Origin of the sequence: Winogradskyella sp., from assembly GCF_003712105.1 — a bacterium.
In the GTDB taxonomy this organism is placed as follows: Bacteria; Bacteroidota; Bacteroidia; order Flavobacteriales; family Flavobacteriaceae; genus Winogradskyella.
Map to the genome: position 1 here is coordinate 538,029 of NZ_RHLG01000002.1, position 26,286 is coordinate 564,314.

General features: G+C 34.7%; 21 protein-coding genes and 1 other RNA gene. 12 read left to right on the top strand and 10 right to left on the bottom strand.

What is annotated here, in order from left to right:
- Positions 1–6: 6 nt before the first annotated feature.
- The gene (locus ED556_RS07000; RefSeq protein ID WP_296321237.1) at positions 7–1,092 is read right to left on the bottom strand and encodes a gliding motility-associated C-terminal domain-containing protein; all 1,086 of its coding nucleotides are present in this window, start codon (positions 1,090–1,092) and stop codon (positions 7–9) included.
- On the opposite strand from ED556_RS07000, the gene ED556_RS07005 reads away from it, so the two are divergent.
- On the top strand, positions 1,064–1,417 hold the full coding sequence (locus ED556_RS07005; RefSeq protein WP_296321240.1) for a hypothetical protein: 354 nt from the start codon (positions 1,064–1,066) through the stop codon (positions 1,415–1,417). The two genes, ED556_RS07000 and ED556_RS07005, sit on opposite strands and share 29 nt — an antisense overlap.
- Here ED556_RS07005 and ED556_RS07010 read toward each other — a convergent pair.
- Entirely contained in the window at positions 1,414–9,666 is an 8,253-nt protein-coding gene (locus tag ED556_RS07010) for an Ig-like domain-containing protein (RefSeq protein ID WP_296321243.1), read from the bottom strand. The two genes, ED556_RS07005 and ED556_RS07010, sit on opposite strands and share 4 nt — an antisense overlap.
- A gap of 506 nt (positions 9,667–10,172) precedes the next feature.
- Here ED556_RS07010 and ED556_RS07015 point away from each other — a divergent pair.
- The 4 genes from ED556_RS07015 to ED556_RS07030 all read left to right on the top strand — a co-directional run bounded on the left by ED556_RS07015 (position 10,173) and on the right by ED556_RS07030 (position 14,318).
- Positions 10,173–10,670, top strand: a complete 498-nt coding sequence (locus ED556_RS07015) for a phosphoglycerate mutase family protein (RefSeq protein ID WP_296321277.1) — start codon at positions 10,173–10,175, stop codon at positions 10,668–10,670.
- A 41-nt stretch (positions 10,671–10,711) separates the two neighbouring features.
- The gene (gene ppk1 / locus ED556_RS07020) at positions 10,712–12,769 is read left to right on the top strand and encodes a polyphosphate kinase 1 (protein WP_296321279.1); all 2,058 of its coding nucleotides are present in this window, start codon (positions 10,712–10,714) and stop codon (positions 12,767–12,769) included.
- Positions 12,770–12,772: 3 nt separating this feature from the next.
- On the top strand, positions 12,773–13,678 hold the full coding sequence (locus tag ED556_RS07025; protein ID WP_296321281.1) for an exopolyphosphatase: 906 nt from the start codon (positions 12,773–12,775) through the stop codon (positions 13,676–13,678).
- 97 nt (positions 13,679–13,775) lie between these two features.
- The gene (locus ED556_RS07030; protein WP_296321284.1) at positions 13,776–14,318 is read left to right on the top strand and encodes a porin family protein; all 543 of its coding nucleotides are present in this window, start codon (positions 13,776–13,778) and stop codon (positions 14,316–14,318) included.
- A gap of 49 nt (positions 14,319–14,367) precedes the next feature.
- Here the strand turns inward: ED556_RS07030 and ED556_RS07035 are convergent, their stop codons facing one another.
- The 3 genes from ED556_RS07035 to ED556_RS07045 are packed head-to-tail and all read right to left on the bottom strand — an operon-like array spanning position 14,368 to position 17,276.
- Positions 14,368–14,949, bottom strand: coding sequence for a tRNA-(ms[2]io[6]A)-hydroxylase (locus tag ED556_RS07035; protein ID WP_296321289.1), 582 nt, complete (start codon positions 14,947–14,949; stop codon positions 14,368–14,370).
- Between the two features lie 12 nt (positions 14,950–14,961).
- On the bottom strand, positions 14,962–15,522 hold the full coding sequence (locus ED556_RS07040) for a hypothetical protein (RefSeq protein ID WP_296321291.1): 561 nt from the start codon (positions 15,520–15,522) through the stop codon (positions 14,962–14,964).
- 5 nt (positions 15,523–15,527) lie between these two features.
- The gene (locus ED556_RS07045; protein WP_296321294.1) at positions 15,528–17,276 is read right to left on the bottom strand and encodes a DNA polymerase III subunit gamma/tau; all 1,749 of its coding nucleotides are present in this window, start codon (positions 17,274–17,276) and stop codon (positions 15,528–15,530) included.
- A 99-nt stretch (positions 17,277–17,375) separates the two neighbouring features.
- Between ED556_RS07045 and rnpB the strand changes: the two genes are divergently transcribed.
- Positions 17,376–17,682, top strand: an RNA gene (gene rnpB, locus ED556_RS07050) — RNase P RNA component class A.
- 32 nt (positions 17,683–17,714) lie between these two features.
- On the opposite strand, the gene rsmD is transcribed toward rnpB, so the two are convergent.
- Genes rsmD through ED556_RS07065 form a run of 3 tightly spaced genes read right to left on the bottom strand, consistent with a single transcriptional unit; the run spans position 17,715 to position 19,730 of the window.
- On the bottom strand, positions 17,715–18,251 hold the full coding sequence (rsmD, locus tag ED556_RS07055) for a 16S rRNA (guanine(966)-N(2))-methyltransferase RsmD (protein WP_296321299.1): 537 nt from the start codon (positions 18,249–18,251) through the stop codon (positions 17,715–17,717).
- A complete protein-coding gene (locus ED556_RS07060) occupies positions 18,251–19,006 on the bottom strand; it encodes a DUF3822 family protein (protein WP_296321302.1) in 756 nt (251 codons plus the stop codon). The genes rsmD and ED556_RS07060 overlap by 1 nt, the downstream gene beginning before the upstream one ends.
- 1 nt (position 19,007) lies before the next feature.
- Positions 19,008–19,730 (bottom strand): hypothetical protein, encoded by a 723-nt coding sequence (locus ED556_RS07065; RefSeq protein WP_296321305.1) that lies wholly within the window; start codon positions 19,728–19,730, stop codon positions 19,008–19,010.
- Positions 19,731–19,876: 146 nt separating this feature from the next.
- Between ED556_RS07065 and ED556_RS07070 the strand changes: the two genes are divergently transcribed.
- The 6 genes from ED556_RS07070 to ED556_RS07095 are packed head-to-tail and all read left to right on the top strand — an operon-like array spanning position 19,877 to position 25,082.
- Positions 19,877–21,307, top strand: coding sequence for an AAA family ATPase (locus tag ED556_RS07070; protein ID WP_296321307.1), 1,431 nt, complete (start codon positions 19,877–19,879; stop codon positions 21,305–21,307).
- Positions 21,308–21,355: 48 nt separating this feature from the next.
- Entirely contained in the window at positions 21,356–22,084 is a 729-nt protein-coding gene (gene kdsB / locus ED556_RS07075) for a 3-deoxy-manno-octulosonate cytidylyltransferase (protein ID WP_296321310.1), read from the top strand.
- Positions 22,084–22,788 (top strand): HAD family hydrolase, encoded by a 705-nt coding sequence (locus ED556_RS07080; RefSeq protein ID WP_296321313.1) that lies wholly within the window; start codon positions 22,084–22,086, stop codon positions 22,786–22,788. Before kdsB ends, ED556_RS07080 begins: the two co-directional genes overlap by 1 nt.
- Entirely contained in the window at positions 22,785–23,402 is a 618-nt protein-coding gene (locus ED556_RS07085) for a CatA-like O-acetyltransferase (protein WP_296321316.1), read from the top strand. The genes ED556_RS07080 and ED556_RS07085 overlap by 4 nt, the downstream gene beginning before the upstream one ends.
- A 47-nt stretch (positions 23,403–23,449) precedes the next feature.
- Entirely contained in the window at positions 23,450–24,532 is a 1,083-nt protein-coding gene (locus ED556_RS07090) for an iron-containing alcohol dehydrogenase family protein (RefSeq protein ID WP_296321319.1), read from the top strand.
- Between the two features lies 1 nt (position 24,533).
- Entirely contained in the window at positions 24,534–25,082 is a 549-nt protein-coding gene (locus ED556_RS07095; protein ID WP_296321321.1) for a 1-acyl-sn-glycerol-3-phosphate acyltransferase, read from the top strand.
- Here the strand turns inward: ED556_RS07095 and ED556_RS07100 are convergent.
- Together ED556_RS07100 and ED556_RS07105 are read right to left on the bottom strand one after the other, a co-directional pair.
- Positions 25,079–25,585 carry a hypothetical protein gene (locus ED556_RS07100; protein ID WP_296321324.1) on the bottom strand — a complete coding sequence of 169 codons (507 nt, stop codon included), beginning with the start codon at positions 25,583–25,585 and terminating at the stop codon, positions 25,079–25,081. The genes ED556_RS07095 and ED556_RS07100 overlap by 4 nt on opposite strands.
- Before the next feature lie 211 nt (positions 25,586–25,796).
- Positions 25,797–26,267: a nuclear transport factor 2 family protein gene (locus tag ED556_RS07105; RefSeq protein WP_296321327.1), complete on the bottom strand. Its 471-nt coding sequence runs from the start codon at positions 26,265–26,267 to the stop codon at positions 25,797–25,799.
- Between the last annotated feature and the right edge of the window lie 19 nt (positions 26,268–26,286).

The following is a 26,286-nucleotide window of genomic DNA, read 5'->3' on the forward strand; positions in this document are numbered from 1 at the left end:
ACTTTTTTATTTGTCAGTAACTACATAAATAGGTCCAGCAAATGGTTCTAAACCACTGTTTCTCAATGTAACTACATAATAATATGTTCCAGTTGGGACATTTCCTGAATTTCCTACAGAGGAATTAATAGTCTGTCCACTCCAATCGTTTTGATAATTGTTGTTTTTGTAAACAACAGCACCCCAACGGTTGAATATTTGTACTTCAGTAACGAAGCCACATGTCTCAACACCTGTTACTCTAAAGAACTCATTCACAAAGTCTCCATTGGCAGTAACAGTGTTAGAAATTTCTACATCTTCTTCACCACAAGGAAGAACTACACAATCATCATTAATTGTAATATTAACATCTACTTCAGTAGCACATGTGTCTCCAATAGTATATCTAAATGTGTATATCTCTCCCACATCACTTTCTTGCGGGTTGAAGAAACTACCATTAATGGTGATATTATTTCCGATTACAATAGACCATGTACCAGTTGTATCAATACCAGTTTCTAGGAAATCGAATAAATCAATCACACCATCATCGAAACATCTGTCTCCATCAACTGAACTAATTGTAGGTGTTGTTACTGATATAGTTTGTGTAAAGTTTGCAACATTACCACAACCATCATCAACTGTCCAATCTCTAACAATCTCGTAATCGTCAGTGTTAGGGAAGAAGTTTATCTCTTCATTGAATATTACGTTAACATCAGCAGAACAATTATCTTCAAAATCTAAATCTGGTATTTCAGGTATAGCATCACATTGTACTGACAAAGTATCATCAAAATTAGGTGTTACTAATACAGGAGCAGTTGTGTCTATAACTGTTATTGTCTGAGTAAATGTATCAGAGATATTACCACAACCATCATCAAACGTCCAAGTTCTTGTTCTAACATATGCATTAGCACAGTTAGCATCATCAGTTGTTTCATCGCTTACTAACGTAATTACAACATTTGTTGCACAATTATCAGTAGCAGTTGGCTCTTGATTTAATGCGTTATCTAGACCATCAGTGTCAGAACACTCTATCGTCGCATCTAAACTACCATTAGGTGTTGTGATTTGCGGTGCAGTTGTATCAATCACTGTAATAGTTTGTACTGCTGTCGATGGATTACCACAACTGTCAGTAGCTGTCCAAGTACGTGTTATAACAAATTCGCCGTCGCAAGCTCCTGGTGTAGTTACATCAGAAGATGTTATATCTATAGTAGTACTACATGCATCAGTAGCAGTTGCTACTCCAGTAGCTGTAGTTGATGTATCATCAGAACATTCTACAGTTACATCCGCAGGAACAGTTAGCTCAGGAGCAGTAGTATCAACAACCGTAATTGTTTGTGTATCAGATACTGAATTACCAGTACAATCTGTAGCAGTCCAAGTACGTGTAATTACTGATTCGCCTTAACAACTTCCAGGAGAAGTTACATCAGAGAAAGTAATATCTATATCTGTACTACATAAATCTGTTGCAGTTGCTTCACCAGTGGCAGCTGTCGACGTATCATCAGTACATTCAATAGTAACATCTGCTGGTAAAGTTAATACTGGAGCAGTTGTATCAATATATGTTAATGTTTGCGATACTGTAGCACTTACGTTACCAGCACAATCCGTCGCAGTCCAAGTACGCGTTGTAGCAACTAAACCACAATTATCCGTAGTTGTAGTATCAACGAACGTAATCACAGGATCGCTATTAGCAACAGAACAAGAATCTGTAGCTGTAGGCGCAGTGAATACTAAATCTTCAGGACACTCAACATCTGCATCAGCACCTTGACCAGCAAGAACAGGAGCAGTTGTATCAATATATGTTAATGTTTGTGATACCGTTGCACTTGCGTTACCAGCACAATCCGTAGCAGTCCAAGTACGCGTTGTAGCAACTAAACCACAGTTATCCGTAGTTGTAGTATCAACGAACGTAATCACAGGATCGCTATTAGCAACAGAACAAGAATCTGTAGCTGTAGGCGCAGTGAATACTAAATCTTCAGGACACTCAACATCTGCATCAGCACCTTGACCAGCAAGAACAGGAGCAGTAGTATCTATATACGTTAATGTTTGTGATACCGTTGCACTTGCGTTACCAGCACAATCCGTAGCAGTCCAAGTACGTGTTGTAGCAACTAAACCACAGTTATCCGTAGTTGTAGTATCAACGAACGTAATCACAGGATCGCTATTAGCAACAGAACAAGAATCTGTAGCTGTAGGCGCAGTGAATACTAAATCTTCAGGACACTCAACATCTGCATCAGCACCTTGACCAGCAAGAACTGGAGCAGTTGTATCAATATATGTTAATGTTTGCGATACTGTAGCACTTGTATTGCCGCAACTATCAGTAGCAGTCCAAGTACGTGTTGTAGCAACTAAACCACAATTATCCGTAGTTGTAGTATCAACGAACGTAATCACAGGATCATTACCAGTTGAACAAGAATCAGTAGCCGTAGGCGCAGTGAACACTAAATCTTCAGGACACTCAACATCTGCATCAGCACCTTGACCAGTAAGAACTGGAGCAGTAGTATCTGTAATAGTTAATGTTGCAGTAAACGTACTTGAGTTATTTGACTCATCTGTTAGTGTGTAGATCACATCTATTGTACCTGCCAATCCACATGAGATAACTAAGTTACTGAATGAATAGTTAGATGTAACTGTAAAGTCATCATCACAGTTATCTGTTGCACAGTTTAATAACTCCTGAATATTATCAGTATTCCATTGATCAGCTAAAGTTTCATTATTTGGACCATCACATTCAATTGTCGTATCTAATGGCTGACAACTTGATGTATCTGGCGGTGTCATATCTTCAACTAATGGGGTAGTTATTTCTTCCATATCAGTTACTGTATTACCATTTAATACATCTTGAGCAGTTACTATAGCTGTATTATCTACTTCAAGAGCGTCAACATCTATCTGAGTTATTGGATATGATGCAGTGTACACCCAAACTTCATTAGGATCTAATTCTGAATCATTATCTAAATCACCCGAAGTTAACTGAAGTGGAATTACTGGGTTTGCATTATCAAGCAGAGAATCAGTAACGTTTACATTTCCTAAACTTGTGTTTCCAGTGTTTGTTAATGTAATTGTGTACGAAATAGTTTCTCCAACTTCAGAACATTCATCCATATTTTCATTATTGAAAACACCGACTTTGACTAAATCAATCGACTGTGTATTACATAAAGTGGTTACAGTTGGTGCATTTCCAGTTATAGTATTATTATCTGATAAATCAGTAACAACATCCTGATTAGGACCTGTAGATGTACCTTGAACAGTTGCTTGGTTTGTAACATTACCAGCGTCAATATCGCTTTGAGTTATTAAATACGTGGCAGTGAAAACCCAATTTTCATTTACATCTAATAACATATCTCCATTATCATCTCCACTTACTAATACAATATTAACTGCTGGATTAGGTGCTTCGAATAATGGGTCGGTTATAGATATAGCACTAAGAGGCACGTTACCTTGGTTAGTAACCGTAAATGTATAGTTTATAACTTCACCTACATCAGTACATTGATTTTGATTACCATCAACAAAAACTCCAGTTTTTACTAATGCAATACCTGGTGCAGGTGTTTGCTGCACTGTAATATATACAGTAGCTGTATCGGTAGCACCGTTATCATCCGTAATGGTGTATGTAAATTGATCGTTACCAGTAAATCCTGGGTTAGGTGTGTATGTAAAGGTACCGTCAGGGTTTATTGTCAGTGTACCGTTAGCAGGGTTTGTATTACTAGTTACGGTAAAGTTATCGCCTTCAGGGTCATTGTCATTATCTGTTACATTACCACTGATTTGCGTGTCAATTTCAGTGTTGTACGCATCATCATTAGCTACAGTGATATTACCATTATCTGGCATCACTTGAATAGTTACTGTAGCAGTATCACAAGCAGGTGTTGGTGTATTATCGTCACAGATAGTATATGTGAATGTATCCTCACCGATAAATCCTGGGTTAGGTGTATAAGTATATGTACCATCAGGGTTCACTACTACCGTACCATTAGCAGGATCTGTATTAGCAGTTACCGTAATTGGGTCACCATCAGGATCAAAGTCATTAGCGATTACTGTACCAGATACAGGCGTATCTACTTCTGTCATATTAGTATCATCGTTCGCCACAGGAGGTTCGTTACCACTAGTAGGCTCAGGTAATACTTCAATAGTTACCGTAGCAGTATCACAAGCAATCGGGTTACCCGCATCACATACTTCATAAGTGAATGCATCTTCACCGATGAAACCAGTGTTAGGTGTGTATGTATATGTACCATCAGGGTTGAATACAAGTGTACCGTTAGTAGGCTGCGATGTAGCAGTAAATGTTTCAGTACCGGCAGGTCCATCAGGGTTCAGGTCATTAGTACCTACATCACCAGAAACAGGAGTATTGATAAATGTATCGTTGATATCATCGATAGCGATGATGTCATTACCAGGATCAGAAACAGTAATATATACAGTAGCTGTATCGGTAGCACCGTTATCATCCGTAATGGTGTATGTAAATTGATCGTTACCAGTAAATCCTGGGTTAGGTGTGTATGTAAAGGTACCGTCAGGGTTTATTGTCAGTGTACCGTTAGCAGGGTTTGTATTACTAGTTACGGTAAAGTCATCACCTTCAGGGTCATTATCATTATCTGTTACATTACCACTGATAGCAGTATCTGTGGCAGTGTTGTACGCATCATCATTAGCTACAGTGATATTACCATTATCTGGCATCACTTGAATAGTTACTGTAGCAGTATCACAAGCAGGTGTTGGTGTATTATCGTCACAGATAGTATATGTGAATGTATCCTCACCGATAAATCCTGGGTTAGGTGTATAAGTATATGTACCATCAGGGTTCACTACTACCGTACCATTAGCAGGATCTGTATTAGCAGTTACCGTAATTGGGTCACCATCAGGATCAAAGTCATTAGCGATTACTGTACCAGATACAGGCGTATCTACTTCTGTCATATTAGTATCATCGTTCGCCACAGGAGGTTCGTTACCACTAGTAGGCTCAGGTAATACTTCAATAGTTACCGTAGCAGTATCACAAGCAATCGGGTTACCCGCATCACATACTTCATAAGTGAATGCATCTTCACCGATGAAACCAGTGTTAGGTGTGTATGTATATGTACCATCAGGGTTGAATACAAGTGTACCGTTAGTAGGCTGCGATGTAGCAGTAAATGTTTCAGTACCGGCAGGTCCATCAGGGTTCAGGTCATTAGTACCTACATCACCAGAAACAGGAGTATTGATAAATGTATCGTTGATATCATCGATAGCAGTGATGCAATTAGATAAAATTTCAACAGCTACAGTTGTAGGGCATAAATTAGCATCAATAACATTTACAGTATAACTACCAGCTAATAAATTAGAGAATGTTCCATTAGCTTGATTAGTACCACCATCAATATTGTATATGTACGGAGGTGTTCCTCCTTGAGCTTCCACAGTTACACTACCTGTTGCATCACAAACAATATCAGATTGAGATGTAATACTAGCAGTTAATGGCGCTTGAGGTTGAATTACATTTGCACTATCAGTGATTACACAACCATTAGCATCAGTAACAGTAACTGAGTAACTTCCTTGAGGAAGATTTGTAATATCTTCAGTCATTTCACCATTAGACCATAAGAATGAATATGGCGCGGTTCCTCCATTAACAGTTAAATCTAACGAACCAGTACTATCTCCAAAACAAGCAACATTAGTTACAGCTATTCCTGTACTTAAAGCAGTTGGTTCATTTACAGTAGTAGAACTCACAGAATTACAACCCGTATCGACATCACTAACAGTAACCGTATAAGTACCAGCAACTAAATTAGATATAGTTTGTGTAGTTTCACCATTACTCCATAAATAAGTAAAGTTACCTAAACCACCAGTTACATTAACGGTAGCTGTTCCGTCATTTCCTCCATTACAAGATACAGGTGTAGATACTGCGCTTGCAGATAGATTTCTACAATCACCATCATTTACGGTTACAGTAGTCGTAGCTGTACATCCATTTGCATCTGTTACTACAACAGTATAATTACCATCACTTAAACCTGTTACAGTTTGAGTTGTTGCACCACCAGGAGACCACAAATATGTATAACCAGGTGTTCCACCAGATGGATTAGCAGTTACAGAACCATCATTTGTTGTTGGTCCAGTTTCATCTGTAGATGTAGCTGTAACACTAATTTCGGTAGATGGCTCAGTTATTGTAATACTTTCTTCAACAGGAGAACACACCGTACCGTCAATAGTAACGCTAACTGTATATACACCAGCAGGTAAATTAGAAATTGTACTTGTTGTACCTGTATCATTTTGATTACTCGCTGGTATTGCAGGACTCCAAACAAAAGTAAATGTAGCATTTGGATTTGCTATAGAACTTGCATTTACAGTGGCGTTTCCAGTGCTATCTCCTTTACATAATATATTGTCTATATCACCAACAACAGCTATTACGGCATCACAGTCACTTACACAGTTGATTACGACACTTTGTACAGCAGTACAGCCATTAGCATCAGTTACTGTAACGGAATATTGAGTACCTCCAGTAATATCTCCTGAAAGGTTAGTTGCTGTTTGTGTTGTTTGCCCATCACTCCATAAATAAGTATAAGGAGCAGTTCCTCCAGAAGGAGTCGCAGTAGCTGTACCATTTGCACACCCTAAAGTTGCATTCGCATTCGTTTTTGTTAACTCTATGCTTACTACCTCAGGTTGAGTAATTTGAACTGGTGCAGATAATGTTGCAGTACACCCATTCCCATCAGTAACAGTTACATTATAAGTTCCAGCAGCAAGACCAGTAATATCCTCAGTAGTGTCTCCATTAGTCCATGCGTAAGAATAAGGTGCAGTTCCACCAGTTACAGTTAAGTCAATAGATCCTGAATTATCTCCATTACACAGTAAGTTTGTACCAGTAGCTTGTACAGTAAGCTCAGCATCAGGTTGAGTAATAGTAGCGCTAGCCGTTTCAGTACAACCGTTAGCATCAGTAATTGTATAGTTATAAGTCCCAGCAGCAAGACCAGAATGTGTTTGTGCAGTAGTTACATCTGTAGCTGTAAAATCACCAGAGATGTCATAAGGGCTAGTTCCACCAGCAAAGCTAATATTAATAGAGCCATCAGAGAAACCGAAACAAGAAACATTAGAAACAACAGTTGCACTAGCTGTCACATCAGAAGGTGCAGCCGCAATAGTTGCGCTAGCCGTTTCAGTACAACCATTAGCATCAGTAATTGTATAGTTATAAGTACCAGCAGCAAGACCAGAATGTGTTTGTGCAGTAGTTACATCTGTAGCAGTAAAATCACCAGAGATGTCATAAGGGCTAGTTCCACCAGCAAAGCTAATAGTAATAGAGCCATCCGTTAAACCGAAACAAGATATTTCAGAAGCAACAGTTGCACTAGCTGTCACATCAGAAGGTGCAGCCGCAATAGTTGCGCTAGCCGTTTCAGTACAACCATTAGCATCAGTAATTGTATAGTTATAAGTACCAGCAGCAAGACCAGAATGTGTTTGTGCAGTAGTTACATCTGTAGCAGTAAAATCACCAGAGATGTCATAAGGGCTAGTTCCACCAGCAAAGCTAATAGTAATAGAGCCATCCGTTAAACCGAAACAAGATATTTCAGAAGCAACAGTTGCGTCTGCGGAAAGAGCAGCATCAGGCTGATCAATCGTAAAATTCTCTGCAACAGTACAACCATTAGCATCTGTAACTGTAACAGCATAAGAACTACCAGCAACCAGACCCGAGATATCTTGAGTATTTGCATTAGTTGACCATACATATGAATATGGTTCCGTACCTCCAGTTACAGTTATATCTATTGCACCAGTAGCATCACCAAAACAATTGACATCAGTAATATCTGAAGCACTTATTGTAAGTGCAGCTGTAGGACTATTAATAATAATAGCACTTACAAATGTGAATAAACAACCAGAAGAGTCAGAAATCTCTACATTATAATCACCAGCAGGTAAATTTGATAAGTCTTGAGTTGTTTGAGGAATCGGATTTCCATCTCGAGTCCATGAATATGTGTAAGGTGGGAAACCACCAGTAACATCTAAGTCTATACTTCCATTCGTATTTCCAAAACAGTCAATATCATTAGTAGAACTTATACTTGCTGATAATGTTTCAAGGGTTATAGATGTATTACTTGGAGCATTCTCACACCCGGTAGCTGTATTTCTAATTCCAAATGTATATGTACCAGGACCTAAATTACTAAAAGTAGGAGAAGATTGGAATGCACCACCATTAATTTGTTCGGAGTTATATTCAAACTCTGGACCAGTTGGGTCGTTAACAATAACATTATATGTTCCGTCAGCATTACATACAACATCCAAGGTTGGATTCATAGGAATATCGTTATATGTAAGTGTTACGGTATTTGTATCAGTTATATTAGAGTTTGGTGCAGGTAGCCTTACTCTATAAGTAAAACTTACATCTCCAACAAAGCCAGGTTGTGGCGTATATGTATAAGAACCATCACTATTAAGGTTAAGTGTCCCTATGGCTGGCCCAGTTACTAATTCGTATGTAGAACCTGAAGGAACAGAAGTTGAATTATCAATCTGTCCATTAAAGATACCATCGATACATCCTAAACCAGTTTGTGGCTGAGCATATCTCTGTAAAACAAAAATTTTACCATCACCATCATCATTTGAAGCCGCTATAAATTCTATTTTACTTATAAGAGATCCAGTAGGTGCTACACTATTAAGGTCAAATAGAGCGATAGCAATTGCTTGACCATTATCAATCTTTCTACCAGATTGCCAGTAATCTGACTCATCCCCATCATTTGGACCTCCATTTCCATTGTCTGGTGGTATAACAGTACTTCCTCTTAAATCACCATTAGTTCTAACAAATGTATCTCCTAAAACAGTTTCTGTAGAAGAGCCTGGCATAAAACCAAACATTCTTATGTAAAAACAGTTATTACCACCACGTTCTGTAACAGCTAAAATCCCACCTTCGTTAGATGGAATTGCTGGAGAGTATGATAGTGTTTGAATCTGTGCATCGGTTTCATCTTCACCATTAGTACCGTTTGCTTCATCAAAATCTAAACAAATATTATCACCATTACCATTAGCAGTAAAATAGTGATTTAAGTTTGGATCTTGAAATGCATCTAAAGCAGCTGAATTCCAGGGACTTCCTGGTCCACCTGTAGATGTAGCACTACCTGAAATAACAGTTGAATTATTTTCCCTAATAGCGTTTATACTATTACCACCAGGTCCAAGTCTAGTTAACTCGTAACCAGAAGGTACGGCAAAAGTTTCATATATAACTCCATTAACAGTGATAGACTGAATGGTTGCTGGCCCATTATTTTCTGTGGCATCTATATCTCCGTTTCCATTAGTGTCTTGGATATCTGACCATTGGAAAGTAACACCTGTCCTTATAGAAGGAGATTGAGTTCCTATCTGGGCATTAATAGAAATAGGTAAATAAAGTAAACCAATAAAGAGTAGTCCTCTTATTGCTTTATACATTGAAATACAATTGTACTTGTTTTTCATAATCGTTGGATTATCTTAATATATTTTACACTGGAGATAAAGTATTAGGACTGTTCTTTAAAAAAGTCACAGACGTATACCTAATCAACAGCATGATCACTTCTATGTTTAAGGGAATCGGTACGAATGTACCTAAATGGATTGATTAATTTAATTAATAGCAACACAAATCAACGCCGTTCTGATCATAGTAGCAAATAAAACATACTAAATGCCCATATTTTCGTTAAGCGGTATTTATAAAACTTTAAACTGATTTTTATGCATTTCGTCTATTAAATGTATCTTTTTGACATATTATTTTTACGTAAAATCGTACAGTTCAACGTTGACTTGCTCAAAAATTCAGTTAGTTAATAATTTGTGATATCCTATAATATTTTTAAGGTTATTTACGGTTATTTTTTTATTTAATAGCTAATTTTGGTTAATAAAACGATGGCAATATATAACTTTAATCTGATAAAATTGCATTTAAACGATAAAAAATTACATTTAAACGATATATGAAGACTATAATATTTGTGAGACATGCGAAATCTTCATGGAAACATGATGTTTCAGATATCGATAGACCTTTAAAGTCTCGAGGTATCAACGATGCCCTATTAATTTCCAAAGAGTTAAAACTCAAAAATATTGAAATCGACTTTGTGTATACAAGTCCTGCTAATAGAGCAGCATCAACATGTAAGATATTTATGAACAGTTTAAATATTAATGATGATAAGCTTTTGATAGTTAAAGACCTATATGATTTTGGTGGAGAAAGTGTACTAAAATTTATTACTTCTCTAGATAATGACTATAAAACTATAATGATATTTGGGCATAACTTTGCCTTTACATCATTAATAAATACATTAGGTGATATGTATATTGATAATTTACCAACTGCCGGTATTGCAATTATAGAGTTTAATATAGATTCATGGCAATATGTAAAATATGGGCATACTAGAGCAATAATGTTTCCAAAAGATTATAGATCTGTTAATAATTAGTCTATTTTTTTACAGAGCAATATATTTGTTAAAAAATCGGAATGTCTAAAAAGAACAATTCATACATCAATAGAGAATTAAGTTGGTTACAGTTTAACGCACGCGTATTGCAAGAAGCAGCAGACGAAACAGTACCGCTTATAGAGCGATTACGGTTTATAGGTATCTTTTCAAATAATTTAGATGAATTCTTCAAAGTTAGATATGCAACAGTAAAACGAATTGATCAGGCTGGAAGAGGTGGTAAAAATCAATTAGGTGGTATTAAAGCAGCTGACCTATTAAAACAGATTACCAATACGGTTATTGAGCATCAAAGTACGAGTTTAGAAATATTAAATAGCATACAAAAACAGCTAGCCAGGGAGAATATATTTGTCATAAATGAAAAGGAAATAAAACCTTTTCATCACGATTTTATAAAAAATTACTTTTTTCAGAAAGTAAGTCCAGCATTGGTAACAATTGTTCTTAATGATAATATCGATTTGCCTTTACTAAAAGATAGTGCAGCCTACCTTGTGGTAAAGATGAATTTAAAAAACGGCCTTAAACAATATGCATTGATTGAAATTTCTAGAGCAATGGACAGATTTATTGTTTTACCTGAGTATGAAGGAAAGCAATACATAATTATGCTTGATGATTTGTTAAGGTGTTGCCTTAAAGACATATTCAATATTTTCGATTTTGAATCCATTTCGGCCAATATGATTAAGATAACACGAGATGGCGAATTAGATTTTGACAGTGACTTGAGCAAGAGTTTTATTGATAAAATTTCTGATAGTGTTAAAGACCGAAAAATAGGAGAACCAGTGCGTTTTGTTTATGATAAAACTATAGAAGAAGACACACTGTCTTATTTAATGTCTAAAATGGGAATCGATTCAAAGGATAGTGTTATACCAGGTGGTCGATACCATAACAGACGTGACTATATGGGGTTTCCTAGTTTAGGACGCACTGATTTACTTTATGAGAAAATTAAGCCATTACCAGTTAAAGGATTAAGCCTTAAGGATAGTATATTTAGTACCATAGCAAATAAGGATTATTTAGTACATACACCTTATCATACATTTTCATACATCGTAAAGTTTTTACGAGAAGCTGCAATAGATCCTAAAGTGAGGTCCATAAAGATTACCATTTATAGATTGGCACAAATTTCTCATGTTGCTAGTTCTTTAATTAATGCAGCCAAAAATGGTAAGAAAGTTACTGTATCTATTGAGTTAAGAGCTCGTTTTGATGAAGCTGCTAATATAGATTACGCTGAGCAAATGCAAAGCGAAGGTGTTACCATGCTTTTTGGTGTACGCGGCCTTAAAGTTCACAGTAAAATGTGTGTCATAGAACGCCAAGAAGACAAAAAATTGAGGCGCTATGGTTTCATAAGTACCGGTAATTTTAACGAATCTACTGCAAAAATTTATACAGATTTTACGCTGTTTACTGCAGATCAGCAAATACTAAAAGATGTCAATAAAGTTTTTAACTTTTTTGAAGTTAATTATAAGATCAATAGGTACAAACACATTATAACATCTCCACATTACTCTCAAGCCCGATTATTTGCCTTAATAGATACTGAAATAGAAAATGCCAAATTAGGAAAACCAGCATATATACGGCTAAAAATGAATAGCATTAGTAGCTACAAGATGATAGATAAGCTTTACGAAGCAAGTAGAAATGGTGTAAAAATACAGATGATCGTAAGAGGTATTTGTTCTTTAATACCTGGGATTGAAGGTATGAGTGAAAATATTGAGGTCATTAGTATTGTCGATAAGTTTTTAGAACATACAAGACTCTATATATTCTCTAATGCAGATGATCCGCAAGTATATATTTCCTCGGCCGATTGGATGACGCGTAATATTGATAATAGAGTGGAAGTAAGTTGTCCAATTTATGATAATGATATTAAACAAGAATTATTAGATATCTTTGACATCTGTTGGAACGATAATGTAAAGTCTAGACAAATTACCATTAAGCAAGACAATAGCTATAAAGTATCAGACAGTAAGGAAAAAATTAGAGCACAATTCAAAATCTATGACTACTACCAAAAACAGCTTCAGGAATAATATATGCTAAAGATTAATAAGTATGCGGCTATTGATATAGGTTCTAATGCTGTTAGGCTTTTAGTAACAAGTATCATAGAGCAAGAAAATAAGCCCGTAATTTTCAAGAAAAACTCATTAGTAAGGGTTCCGATACGATTAGGAGCAGATGCCTTTGCCTCTGGTACAATTTCTGATTACAATATTCAAAGAATGAAAGATACCATGACTGCATTTTATTTGTTGATGAAATCTCATGGCGTGGTAAAATATAAAGCTTGTGCTACTTCTGCAATGCGAGAAGCAGTTAATGGTCTAGAAGTATGTAAGTCAATACTTGAAGATTCAAAAGTAAGTATAGATATTATTGATGGTAATGAAGAAGCAACAATAATAGCTGCTACCGATCTAAAAACATTTATTGACCCTAATAAAACATATTTATATGTAGATGTTGGTGGAGGAAGTACAGAGTTTTCAATTATCCATAATTCAGTTAAAAAAGCGTCCAAATCATTTAAAATCGGTACCGTTAGGTTGCTTAATCACACAGTAACTTATGATACTTGGAATACACTTGAAAGTTGGATAAATTCTAACACTAAAGAGTACGATAAGATAGAATTAATTGGTTCTGGTGGAAATATAAATAAGATTTTTAAAATCTCTGGAAAAGATATGGGTAAGCCACTATCTTATTTTTATTTGACTAGCTATTACAATGATTTACAGAACTATACTTATGAAGAGCGCATTACTGAGTTAAACCTTAATCAAGACCGAGCAGATGTAATTTTACCTGCTTTAAGGATATATCTTTCTGCTATGAAATGGAGTGGTGCTAAGGATATTCTTGTCCCTAAAATTGGTTTGTCGGACGGTATTATCAAAAGTATTTTTTACAATACAATTAGCAGTACAACCCTATAATTCTGCCTTTTAACTTATTTTTCAGGTTAGTACTAAATTCTTGGTTTTAATTTGGTGTTTAAACGATATATTCGTGTTGCTATTAAATCTATCACTTATGAGAAAATATTTACTAATTTTTGTTTTGACATTGTTTACTACACTTTCTTTTTCGCAGCGAAGTCAGTATACAACTTATGGTATTAGAGCAGGTATAAACATTACCAACTTAGACTTTGATCCTGGGCCTCTTTTTGATAACCAACATAGAAATGGATTTTATTTTGGAGGTTTTGCCGAGTTTCCATTTTCTGACACAGTTTTTTTAAATACAGAGTTGCAATGGTCTGCTGAAGGTGCAAAAGACGAAAATCTTCGGGCCAATTATCTTAATGTTCCAATCCAGGTGCGTTTGGCAATCGGAGATAACATAACTGTAGGAGCTGGTCCTCAAGTGAGTCTAAAGACCTGGAAAACCGCAGATGGTTTTAGCACATGGAATTTTGCAGGAGTTGGCGGGGTTGAGTACAGAATATTTGATGACTATTTTGTTGACTTAAGAGCGTCTTACAGATTCTCAGATGTGCTAGACGATACTTTTGGTGCAGGTTTAGAAGCAAAACAATTTCTAATACAATTAGGAGTTGGTATTAAAATGTAAGATATTGCATAATATTACTAAAAAAGTCCCATTTAGTGGGACTTTTTTATTACCCATGAATAGTCTCTTTATTACCAAGTAATTGCATAATTTTGGCTTCGTATTCTAGTAAGTCTTCCCATTTTTTATCCACTTCCTCTCGGACACCATATTTGCGAGCAAACTTAAGAAACATGGTATAATGCCCGGCTTCACTAATCATAAGTTTACGGTAAAATTTAGCCAATTTTTTATCTTCTAATTCTTCTGAGAGTAATCTAAAACGCTCACAGCTTCTAGCTTCAATCAATCCCGCATACAATAATCGATGTACCAACTGTGTAGTTCTACTTCCTCCTTTTGGAAAAAATTTTAAAAGTTGCACCACATAATCATCTTTACGATCACGTCCTAAAACCCAACCACGTTCTAAAATTTTATCGTGTACCATTTTAAAATGACTCATCTCTTCATTTGCAAGCTCAATCATTTCTTCAACCAATTCTGTATACTCAGGAAAGCTTACGATTAATGAAATAGCTGTACTTGCAGCTTTTTGCTCACAATAGGCGTGATCTGTTAATATATCTTCAATATTTTTTTCTACAATATTTACCCAACGTGGGTCAGTAGGTAATTTAAGTCCTAACATGACTAAATAGTTTTAGGTTTTAACAGCTTGGATAGTGTATTTTCCTGACGAATCAATGATTAGTTTTAGATGGATGTCTTTATCTTCTTCATCTATAACTTGAGAATATAAGAAATCGATATGCGTTTGGTCTACCAGATTAATGTTGTCATCAATCCAAATATTTTCTAATCGAATATATTTTGAACTGTCGACGCTTAGCGCATTATTATTTATAAAAAACTGCTTGCTCACCGTTTGATTAAACACAATATTATCTTTGAATATCACTTTTACTTCAGCATCAAAATTTCTGTAAGACTCCTTGTAAGTAATCGCATCTTTAAAATACGATTTTGATACGGAAGAATTCATATTGGAGAATAACTTGATCTTGTGCTTAAAACCATTGCTTAATATAGTATCATTGTTTGTTTCAGTATATACTTCAGGATGAAAAGTGATGATTTCTAAGGTATTATTCTCTTTAAACTGTTCAATACTTTCCGTTAATGACTTAGTTTTGGTTTTTCTGCCTTCACAACTAGTGACACCAACTATCAGAATTAATAATAAATAGATATAGTTTTTCATGCTAATTAAACATCAAGTCCAAATGTACGCTTTAAGAGTTCTAAGTTAGGGTTTTTCTCTTTGAGTTTATCATACTTTTCTTTAGGAGTAAATGCATATTTTTTTGCAACTTCTTCATCAACAGTTATATCTAGATGCAGATCATAATTTTTACATGCCTTACGCAAGTAAGCCAAAAGTGGATATTGCGCACGTTCTAATTCAATTTTATTTGTAGTATTAGAATAGGTAAGACTTATAGCTGTGTCCACTAGTTTAGGTACTTCCATTTCCATTATAGATGCCAGAATTTTTTCTCCTTTATTATGTAGAGATGTAGTGTAAGCATTCCAAGCATCAATTAAATCTTGTTCAGTTACAGGTTCTTTTGGTAAGTCGTCTTCATCGATAATAACATTCATTTGTCTTATCTGATGCGCTTTCTTTTCTCTAATGCTTTTTAATGATAGTCCAGATGTGACCTTATCAGACTTGTTAATAGAGATTTTTGGAATTGTTGGTTCAGCAACTGCATCAACGATTTCTTCAACAACCACTTTCTCCTCTTCTTTATGTTCTATGGTCCTATCCTGAGTTATAACTATATTTTCTTCCTGTATTTGTTCTAATTTTTCTTTAACAGGAATTGGAGTTATACCTTTAGATTTAAAGTAAGATGGTGGAATTATGTAATGTTTACTATTTTTTTTTTCTCCATCAAAAGTGATAGAGGCAAGTTGCATTAAAGCCAACTCAACCAAGAGGCGCTGATTTTTACTAGTCTTGTATTTTAAATCACACTCATTAGCAATATCAATAGCATTTATCAGAAAAGCTTGAGAGGCTTTTTGACATTGTTCTACATATTTTAACTTGGTGCCTTCACCAACTTCAAGTAACTCAATTGTACTGGGGTTTTTACAAACCAATAAATCACGAAAATGAGACGCTAGCCCAGCAATGTAATGATGCCCGTCAAATCCTTTGGATAGGACATTATTAAAGTGAACAAGCAATTCAGGGATTTTATTTTCTAAGATTAAATCTGTACTCGTAAAATAAGTTTCGTAATCTAATACATTCAGGTTTTCTGTAACTGCCTGACGGGTTAAATTTTTACCCGAAAAACTTACTACACGGTCAAAGATAGAAAGTGCGTCGCGCATTGCGCCATCTGCCTTTTGAGCAATAATATGCAATGCATCGTCCTCTGCTGTAACACCTTGTTCCTCAGCGATATATTTTAAGTAGTCTTTAGCATCTTTTACCGTAATACGCTTGAAATCAAAAATCTGACAACGTGATAATATGGTTGGAATAATCTTGTGTTTTTCAGTTGTTGCTAAGATAAAAATACAATGTTTTGGAGGTTCTTCTAACGTTTTTAAAAAAGCATTAAATGCAGCTTGAGACAACATATGGACCTCATCAATAATATAAACTTTATACTTTCCAACTTGTGGTGGAATCCGTACCTGATCAGTTAAACTTCTAATATCATCGACAGAATTATTGGATGCAGCATCTAGTTCAAAAATATTAAATGCAAAATCTTCGTCTTCATTTGTATTAAGATCATCACTATTAATCATCTTAGCCAAAATACGCGCACAAGTGGTTTTGCCAACACCACGAGGACCAGTGAATAATAATGCTTGTGCTAAGTGATTATTTTCTATAGCATTTTGTAAAGTATTTGTAATAGCCTGTTGACCAACAACATCCTTAAATGTTTGAGGTCTATATTTACGAGCCGATACTACAAAATGTTCCATAGAAATTACATCTTTTACAAATTTAAGAATAACCCTAATATAGCCATTTCTATGGCTTAAAATTTAATAGTAGTTATTAACAATTTATTTACTTTTGCGGAAGTAAATTGCCTTATCGATTCTAACTTAGGTTAGGGTAGGAAAGTCCGAACACCATAACGCAATCATAGTGGTTAATGGCCACCAACCGAGAGGTTAGGAAAAGTGCAACAGAAAGTATGTACAGGTTATGCTGTAGTGAAATCAGGTAAACTCTATGAGGTGCAATGTCATGTATATCAACGTTTGAGTGTTGCGTGCACAATGTTGAAGGGTAGACAGCTAAAGTTTGCTAGCAATAGTAAACTCAGATAAATGATAAGGGCTCAATTGAGTACAGAATTCGGCTTATAGATTTGCTTACCTATTAATAAGCCTTTTGCATTTGTAAAAGGCTTTTTAATTTTCAAAGAAACTAAACGAGTTACCTCCATAGCTTTTAGAATAACTAAAATTATCCATGTGATCGAGTTTAGTATGTTTAGAATGCTCCACGATTAATAACCCATCGGTTTCTAGTAAGTTATTTTGAAAAACCAATTCTGGGATTTTTTCAAACTCAGAAACATCAAAGTCATATGGAGGATCAGCAAAGATAATTGTATGCTTCTCCTTTGCTTTTTCGAGGAATTTAAACACATCGCTCCTTACAGTCATAATAGCCATATCAAAGCTATCCGCCGTTTTATTTATAAACTTAATACACCCAATATTTGCATCAACAGCTAAAATAGTTTCACTACCGCGTGAAGCGAACTCATAACTAATGTTTCCAGTACCAGCAAATAAATCTAATACGGAAACCTCATCAAAATAGTAATGGTTATTAAGAATATTGAATAAGGCTTCTTTTGCCATATCAGTCGTTGGTCTAACAGGCAGTTGTTTTGGTGCGACAATTTTTCGTCCCTTATATTCTCCAGATATAATACGCACTAAAAACTATTTTTTATAATGAAGTTGGTATGCTCATCAAGTAAACTAACATGTCTCACATACTTATAGGCCATGTTATACAACTCATCTTCTTTTTCAATAGTTCCGCACATTTTTAACTCAGTATGTTCAACGTCAAGTTCTAACTGCTCAAAAGAAAATAATATATAGTAGATAAAATCTTCCTTACTGCCGAATTCGAAATAATTGTAAAAGATTATGTTGTCATTGTCTTTTACTACAATCTGCATTGTTGAGTTTTCAATATTAATATATGCGCATGTAGTGTCTTTATCTAAACCATCAATAGACGCTATAAAAACAGTTGCTGAATGCCTATACGTAAACGCTCCGAATGTTTCAAAAATATAATTATTGATATTTACATATGGGATATAGACATTTACAGCTTCGCTTGCTTCAATTGTATCAGTCGCAATAAAATCTGTTTTAAGTATTTTGGAATTGAACTTTAAATATTCGGCATTATGTGCCTCATCGTACAACGATTGTGGTACTAGAGTCGATAATTCATTATGATAAATAACACCAACTTTATTAAAATCATTGGAAAAAATAGAATTGGAAGATAACTCAGTTTTTAATCTATTGAGCGTTTCAAAAGGTGTAAGTTTATTTTCAAAAAGAATAGAATTGCAATAAGTAATGGTATTTGTATGTGCTGATTTAATACAAAAAGAAAGTCCATTCAAACTTATTTGAATGGACAGTTCATTTATAACTTTAGTTGTCAAATTATTCTTTTTTTGCGAAGTTTTTAGGCCAGTTACCTGTAGTTTTAACTTCGTTCATCGAACCTACTGTAATCGTTGGTCCGTTAACACCATCAACAGAAACAGTTTGTTTTTCGTTCGAAATTAGATTTTTATCTTCACCATCTAAAACAATAGACTTATCTACACTTGCTTCAAAAACTGGGATATCATCTAATTTACCAGCTTTTAATTCAAACTTGGCTCCAGGTTTACCTACGCCAACGTCCATCATCTTGCGATAATCTACATCCTTAAATAATGAATCCTTAACAGAATAGTATCTTAATGTATCGACAAGTGTAATGGTTTTGTACATATCTACACCAAAGGCTCTAGTTTGCTCTTCATCGAGGATAGTACTATCTCTACGCTGAGTTACTGGTACTTGAGCAGAGTCTATGAATTTTATTAAGTTTTCGTATTTATCAGTGTATTCTCCGTTTACTTGTTTGTAAGCAACTTGTGCTTTTTGTATATCAATCAAACGATCTACAACCACTTGATAGCGCTCATCCTTAATTTCATTAAACCTAAGCTCATCGTAAACCGAATTAAATGTAATATAACCTAAATAAACAATTATACCCCAAAGTAGAAGATTTAAAATAGGCTTCATTTTCTTTGGTACAAATTTGTCAATTAACCATACAATACCGATGGTTAGTAGAATTATAGCAACAACTACAAGAATTACTTTTAACATAGTTAGTATATTTTATTAGGTCTTTCGCAAATCTACAATTTTTTTTTAATCGTAAAAGCATATTAAATAAAAATGTGAAAAATTGAATTATCAATAAATATCTGCACTTAAGAAGTAGTATATTGGCATTCAATTTCGTATTGAAGATGATTAAAAACGCAGCTGAATTTTACAAGCTTATAAAATCCAAATTCCCTTTTAGACCTACTAATAAGCAGGATATAGTTTTGTTGCAACTTTCAGAGTTTCTTTTCGATAAAAAACCAAATGCTCTTTATTTGTTAAAAGGTTATGCTGGCACAGGAAAAACAAGCATAATTGGTACTATAGTTTCTAATTTATGGCAGGCCAAAAAAAGTGCAGTTTTATTGGCGCCAACAGGTAGGGCAGCAAAAGTAATTTCAAACTATTCTAATAAAGAAGCGTTTACAATACATAAGAAGATTTATTTTCCGAAGAAAGAAAAAGGCGGTGGTGTAAAATTTGTAATGCAGCCCAATAAGCATCGAAATACGATTTTTATAGTTGACGAAGCTTCTATGATACCAGATATACCAACAGACTCTAAGCTTTTTGAAAATGGCTCTTTACTAGATGATTTAATGCAATATGTGTATTCTGGACATCAGTGCAAATTACTTTTAATTGGAGATAAAGCGCAACTACCTCCAGTAAAATCAGAGTTGAGTCCAGCTTTAGACGCTTCAAAATTAGATTTAAACTATAACAAGCACGTAACTTCTATAGAGCTAGATGAAGTTGTTAGACAAGAACAAGATTCGGGTATATTAGATAACGCTACAGAATTACGTGAAGTTTTAGAAACTTCATTCTACGATAGTTTTAAGTTCAATGTAAGCGGTTATCAAGATATTGTTAGGCTTATAGATGGCCATGAAATTATGGATGCAATAAACGACGCATACAGCAAAGATGGTTATGAAGAAACGGCAATTATTGTAAGAAGTAACAAACGCGCTAACCTCTATAACCAGCAGATAAGAAGTAGAATTTTATTTAACGAAAGTGATTTGTCTGCTGGAGATTACCTCATGGTAGTGAAGAATAATTATTTCTGGATTAAGCCCACAACTGAAGCAGGATTTATTGCTAATGGCGATATTATAGAAGTACTTGAGATATTTAACATAAAAGAAATATATGGGTTTAAGTTTGCTGAAGTTAAAGTAAAAATGGTCGATTACCCAAGGATGCGTCCTTTTGAAACCGTCTTACTATTAGATACAATTAACTCCGAAAGTGCTTCATTAACTTACGAAGAATCAAATCGGTTATATCAAGAAGTTGCAAAAGATTATGCTAACGAAACCTCAAACTACAAACGATTTTTAGGCGTAAAAAACAATAAGCATTTTAATGCGCTTCAAGTGAAGTTCTCTTATGCAATTACATGCCATAAATCCCAAGGAGGACAATGGAACACTATATTTGTAGAGCAACCATATTTGCCGAATGGACCAGATAGAGATTACATTCGCTGGTTATATACCGCAGTGACTAGAGCTAAGGAAAAACTGTATCTCATTGGTTTTAAAGACCAGTCTTTTGTTGAATAGTTTATGTCAATCCAAACCCTTATTTTTGGGTATGAAAATCAGTAATAGATGAAGATTATTGCCATGATACCGGCACGATACGCTGCCTCACGATTCCCAGCAAAATTAATGCAAGACCTTGCTGGTAAAACAGTGATTTCTAGAACTTATGAAGCTACAGTAGCTACAGGGTTGTTCTCAGAAGTTTATGTCGTAACTGATAGCGAAATCATATTTAATGAAATTAGGTCTCAAGGTGGTAATGCTATTATGAGTAAAAAGGAGCATGAGTCTGGCAGCGACCGAATAGCAGAAGCTGTACAAAATGTAGACTGTGATATTGTTGTTAATGTTCAGGGTGATGAACCTTTTACTGAGCGCGAAAGCTTAGAAAAAGTTCTAGAAGTATTTAAACATGATTATCAAAAGGAAATAGATTTAGCGTCTTTAATGGTTGAGATTAAGGATTTAGAAGAAATCAACAACCCTAATACGGTTAAAGTAATTGTTGATCAAAATAACTTTGCACTCTATTTTTCGAGAAGTCCAATTCCTTATCCACGTGATGAAAATGCTGGTGCACGATATTTTAAGCATAAAGGGATTTATGCATTTAGAAAACAAGCACTTTTAGATTTTACGGTATTGCCAATGCAATTTATCGAGGCTACAGAGAAAATAGAATGCATTAGATATTTAGAATACGGCAGGAAGATTAAAATGGTAGAAACCACCATACAAGGTGTAGAAATAGACACACCAGAAGATTTAGAACGGGCAAAAAAGCTGTGGAAGTAATGGCTGAAGTTTCTCAAAATATAAAAGTCATAGGGTTTGATGCAGATGATACATTGTGGGTTAATGAAACCTACTTTAGAGATGCTGAACAAGAGTTTGGAAAACTGTTATCTCAATTTGAAACACCAAATAAAACGGATCAAGAGCTCTTTAAAATGGAAATAAAAAACCTACCACTGTATGGTTATGGTGTAAAAGGATTTGTGCTTTCAATGGTTGAAATGGCTTTAGAGCTATCTAATCATACAATTTCTAATGATACCATTTCAAAAATTCTAGATATAGGTAAAGACATGATCAATAAACCTATTGAACTTTTAGATGGCGTAGAAGACGTTTTGAAGGCGTTATCAAAAAAATACAAACTCATAGTAGCGACTAAAGGCGATTTACTAGACCAAGAGCGGAAATTGGAAAAATCAGGTTTGATAGATTATTTTCATCATATTGAAGTTTTAAGCGAAAAGCGAGAAGAAAACTATATCAAGTTATTAAAACATCTTGACATCAATCCATCCGAATTTTTAATGATAGGAAATTCACTGAAGTCAGATATTTTACCACTTGTTAATATTGGTGCCAGTGCTATTCATGTGCCATTTCATACAACTTGGATTCATGAAGAAGTATCACAAACCGAAACGAGATTGGTTAATTATAAAACAGTGAAAAGCTTAACTGAGGTTTTAAGTATAATTGAATGAAGGTTATAGATGTAAATTCTTGGAATAGGAAAATGCATTATGAGCATTTTAGGCAACTTCAAGACCCATATTTTGGTGTTGTCATTCCTTTTGATGTTACTAAAGCTTATGAGTTTTCCACTAAAAATAAGATAGGCTTTTTTGTGAAGTATTTACACGATTGTATGAAAGCTATTAACGCCGTTGATAACTTTCGTTACAGAATTGTAGAGGAACAAGTTGTTGATTTTGAGACTATTAATGCTTCGGCAACGATAGCACGCCTAGATCATACATTTGGGTTTTCTTTTATTAAGTATGATACAGATTTGAGTGTTTTTATTGAAAACTATAAAAAAGAAAAGCATCGAATTTTAAACTCTGATGATTTGTATCCGTCAAATAATGGGCAAGATTGTATCCATTGTTCAGCAATTCCATGGTTTCACTTTTCTGGTCATAAAGAACCTAGATCTGGAAATCAAAAGTCTATACCAGAGTTGGCATTCTCAAAGGTGGAGATTAAAGACCAAAAGCGAATGATGAATGTTTCAATAAATGTTAACCACGCTTTGATTGACGGTTACCATGTAGGATTATTTGCAGAAAAGTTTCAATATTATTTAAATCAATAATCGTATTAGTCAAGAGTATTTTTATTTTTGTTTTAGAAATAGAGTAGATGAGTTTTAAAAATTTTCCAATGGTTTCTCGTGTCATTTATGGCAGAGGAAGTTTTAATCAGCTAGATGAGATTATTTCTTCTAAGCGTCAAGGACGAGAAGCTCCATTTATATATTTCGTTGATGATGTGTTTAAAGGCAACCATTGGTTAACCTCACGAATTACTTTATCATATAGAGATAAAATTATCTACATACCAACAGAAGAAGAGCCAAGAACCTCACAAATAGACCAACTTGTAGAAGATATAATTCTTGAGTTTAGTGAGCGACCTTCGGGAATTATTGGTATTGGTGGTGGTATTGTAATGGACATTGCTAAGGCAGTTTCTTTAATGCTTACCAATGAAGGCGAATCTAAAGATTATCAAGGTTGGGATTTAATCAAAAATTCGGCAATATATCATGTAGGTGTCCCAACAATATCTGGTACAGGTGCAGAAGTATCAAGAACAACAATATTAACTGGGCCAGATAAAAAACTTGGAATTAACAGTGATTATACACCATTTGACCAAGTAATTTTAGACCCAGAATTGACTAAAGATGTTCCAAAGCACCAATGGTTCTACACAGGTATGGACTGTTTTATTCATTGTATAGAATCTCTTAATGGGACCTTCTTAAATGCGTTTAGCCAAAGTTATGGTGAAAAGGCTTTCGATATTTGTAAAGAAGTTTTCCTTTCTGATGGCTTATCAGAAAAAGAATCACAAGACAAACTCATGATGGCATCATGGCATGGTGGAATGAGTATTGCCTATTCTCAGGTTGGTGTTGCTCATGCTATGAGTTATGGTTTAGGTTATCTATTAGGAATAAAACACGGAATTGGCAACTGTATTGTTTTTGAGCATTTGGAAGAGTTTTATCCCGAAGGCGTAGAGCTATTCAAGCAAATGAAGGCAAAACATAAAATTGAATTGCCTAAAGGCATATGTACAGACCTTGACCAAAACCAATTAGACATTATGATAGATGTTGCCTATAGTCTTGAGCCACTTTGGGAAAATGCTTTAGGAAAAAACTGGAAATCTAAGATTACTAGAGATAAGCTTCAAGAATTATACTTAAAGATGTAGTATGAAATTCCTTGCAAAGCTTATCTATTTTAAAATTCTCGGTTGGAAGGTTGTTGGTAATACTAATTTTTCAAAAGACAAGATTAAAAAAGCGATTATAATTGCTGCACCACATACAAGCTGGCACGATTTCTTTATTGGACTATATTTGAGAAAAGTTACAGGCGTTAAAACAAATTTTATTGGTAAAAAAGAACTATTTGTTTGGCCACTTAACTATTATTTAAGAGCTATTGGTGGGCGATCAATTGATAGAACATCCGGGCAAAATAAAGTGGAGTCCATTGCCAAACTTTTTAGTAATGAAGATGAATTTAGATTAGCGCTCGCGCCAGAAGGTACCCGAAAAAAAGTCGAAAAATGGCGTACAGGATTTTATTACATAGCCAAAGCAGCAAAAGTGCCTATTATAATGTTCACTCTAGATTATAAAAATAAACAGAATACAGTTTCAGAACCTTTTTATCCAACCGATAATATAGAAGAAGACTTTAAATATATTAGGGCGTTTTACAAAGGTGTTATTGGTAAAATACCCGAATATTCTTAGGTTTTTCTTAGTTTAGCCTTTACTTTCTTCTCTTTTTCCTTTATTTCATCATTAGCGCTTTTACCTGGGAATATTAAGGAAGTACTCGCGTATGTAGTACCAAAATTCACATTAGCATAATACACTTGACTAATAGCATCTTTTACCTGTTCTTCACTAAGTTCTTTAAGAGGATGAACAAAAGCTGACCAAATAACACCTTCAGAAATAGCGTATTTTACGTCTAAAGCCGAATGAAAATTAGCAATAAGTGCCTTCTCAAGCATATGCTTTTCTAAACTAATGGTTTCTGCTATTGGCGATATGATGCGCATTCTGTTATTATTTGCATCAGTCAGGACAACAAACACAGTTTCATTAATTTGAAATTGCCATCTCCCATTTTCACCTTCGATTTTATCCGCGGATTCTTTTAGTATAGAACCTAGTTTGTCTACTGTCATATCTTGAGCAGACGCATTAAATAAGGCAAAGACAAAAATTAAAATCAGAATATTTTTCATGATAAAAAGATTAAACAAGGAATAAGTCGCTATTAACTTTACTAACTAACATATCTCGTTAGTTAAAAATAGTTTTAAATGAGATTTTGGCATAAGCTTTGATTTATGAATAATAAGTAATGAAACATAAAATAAACCATAGTGTCACTAGAAAGAAACATTACAATAAAAAGCTGTCTTACATTTACGACAGCTTTTTTTCAGTACTAACCTAACCAGATAAATTGCTTTGAAACTTGTCCAAAAGATGGTTGGTTTGCTGTTGTAATTTCTTTTTAAAGAACCCAGTGCCACCGATTAGTACACCCTTGAAGCCAAGAGCTTGTTTTGACCATTTATGTAAGTCAAAAGTATCAACATGTTTTATAATTAGACCATCTTTAAACTCAAACTCGGCTTTAATTTTGTTGTGGACTTTTCTGCCAGTTTTACTAAAGTTATATATCGCTTCCCAATTAGCTTTTCCCTTATCTTCGTCAGCTTCGATGTTTGAAGATGTAACAATGAATTTTTTACCTTTTTGAGCGTTACAGAGCATACGCCACATGTCCTTTGCGCGTTCTCCTTTTAAAGTTCCAAATGCAGGGTCAGTGAATTCAATATCTTTATGATAACATTCCGCCATCGTTTCAGCATCTTGATTAGAAAATGCAGTGTAGAATTTTTCAATTAAATTTTTCATACTTAAAGCTACAAAAAAA

Coding starts and splice junctions, on each gene's coding strand:
- ED556_RS07010 (WP_296321243.1), bottom strand. CDS start 9,666: ATGAAAAACAAGTACAATTGTATTTCAATGTATAAAGCAATAAGAGGA.
- ED556_RS07015 (WP_296321277.1), top strand. CDS start 10,173: ATGAAGACTATAATATTTGTGAGACATGCGAAATCTTCATGGAAACAT.
- ppk1 (WP_296321279.1), top strand. CDS start 10,712: ATGTCTAAAAAGAACAATTCATACATCAATAGAGAATTAAGTTGGTTA.
- ED556_RS07025 (WP_296321281.1), top strand. CDS start 12,773: ATGCTAAAGATTAATAAGTATGCGGCTATTGATATAGGTTCTAATGCT.
- ED556_RS07030 (WP_296321284.1), top strand. CDS start 13,776: ATGAGAAAATATTTACTAATTTTTGTTTTGACATTGTTTACTACACTT.
- ED556_RS07035 (WP_296321289.1), bottom strand. CDS start 14,949: ATGTTAGGACTTAAATTACCTACTGACCCACGTTGGGTAAATATTGTA.
- ED556_RS07040 (WP_296321291.1), bottom strand. CDS start 15,522: ATGAAAAACTATATCTATTTATTATTAATTCTGATAGTTGGTGTCACT.
- ED556_RS07045 (WP_296321294.1), bottom strand. CDS start 17,276: ATGGAACATTTTGTAGTATCGGCTCGTAAATATAGACCTCAAACATTT.
- ED556_RS07065 (WP_296321305.1), bottom strand. CDS start 19,730: ATGTTAAAAGTAATTCTTGTAGTTGTTGCTATAATTCTACTAACCATC.
- ED556_RS07070 (WP_296321307.1), top strand. CDS start 19,877: ATGATTAAAAACGCAGCTGAATTTTACAAGCTTATAAAATCCAAATTC.
- kdsB (WP_296321310.1), top strand. CDS start 21,356: ATGAAGATTATTGCCATGATACCGGCACGATACGCTGCCTCACGATTC.
- ED556_RS07080 (WP_296321313.1), top strand. CDS start 22,084: ATGGCTGAAGTTTCTCAAAATATAAAAGTCATAGGGTTTGATGCAGAT.
- ED556_RS07085 (WP_296321316.1), top strand. CDS start 22,785: ATGAAGGTTATAGATGTAAATTCTTGGAATAGGAAAATGCATTATGAG.
- ED556_RS07090 (WP_296321319.1), top strand. CDS start 23,450: ATGAGTTTTAAAAATTTTCCAATGGTTTCTCGTGTCATTTATGGCAGA.
- ED556_RS07095 (WP_296321321.1), top strand. CDS start 24,534: ATGAAATTCCTTGCAAAGCTTATCTATTTTAAAATTCTCGGTTGGAAG.
- ED556_RS07100 (WP_296321324.1), bottom strand. CDS start 25,585: ATGAAAAATATTCTGATTTTAATTTTTGTCTTTGCCTTATTTAATGCG.
- ED556_RS07105 (WP_296321327.1), bottom strand. CDS start 26,267: ATGAAAAATTTAATTGAAAAATTCTACACTGCATTTTCTAATCAAGAT.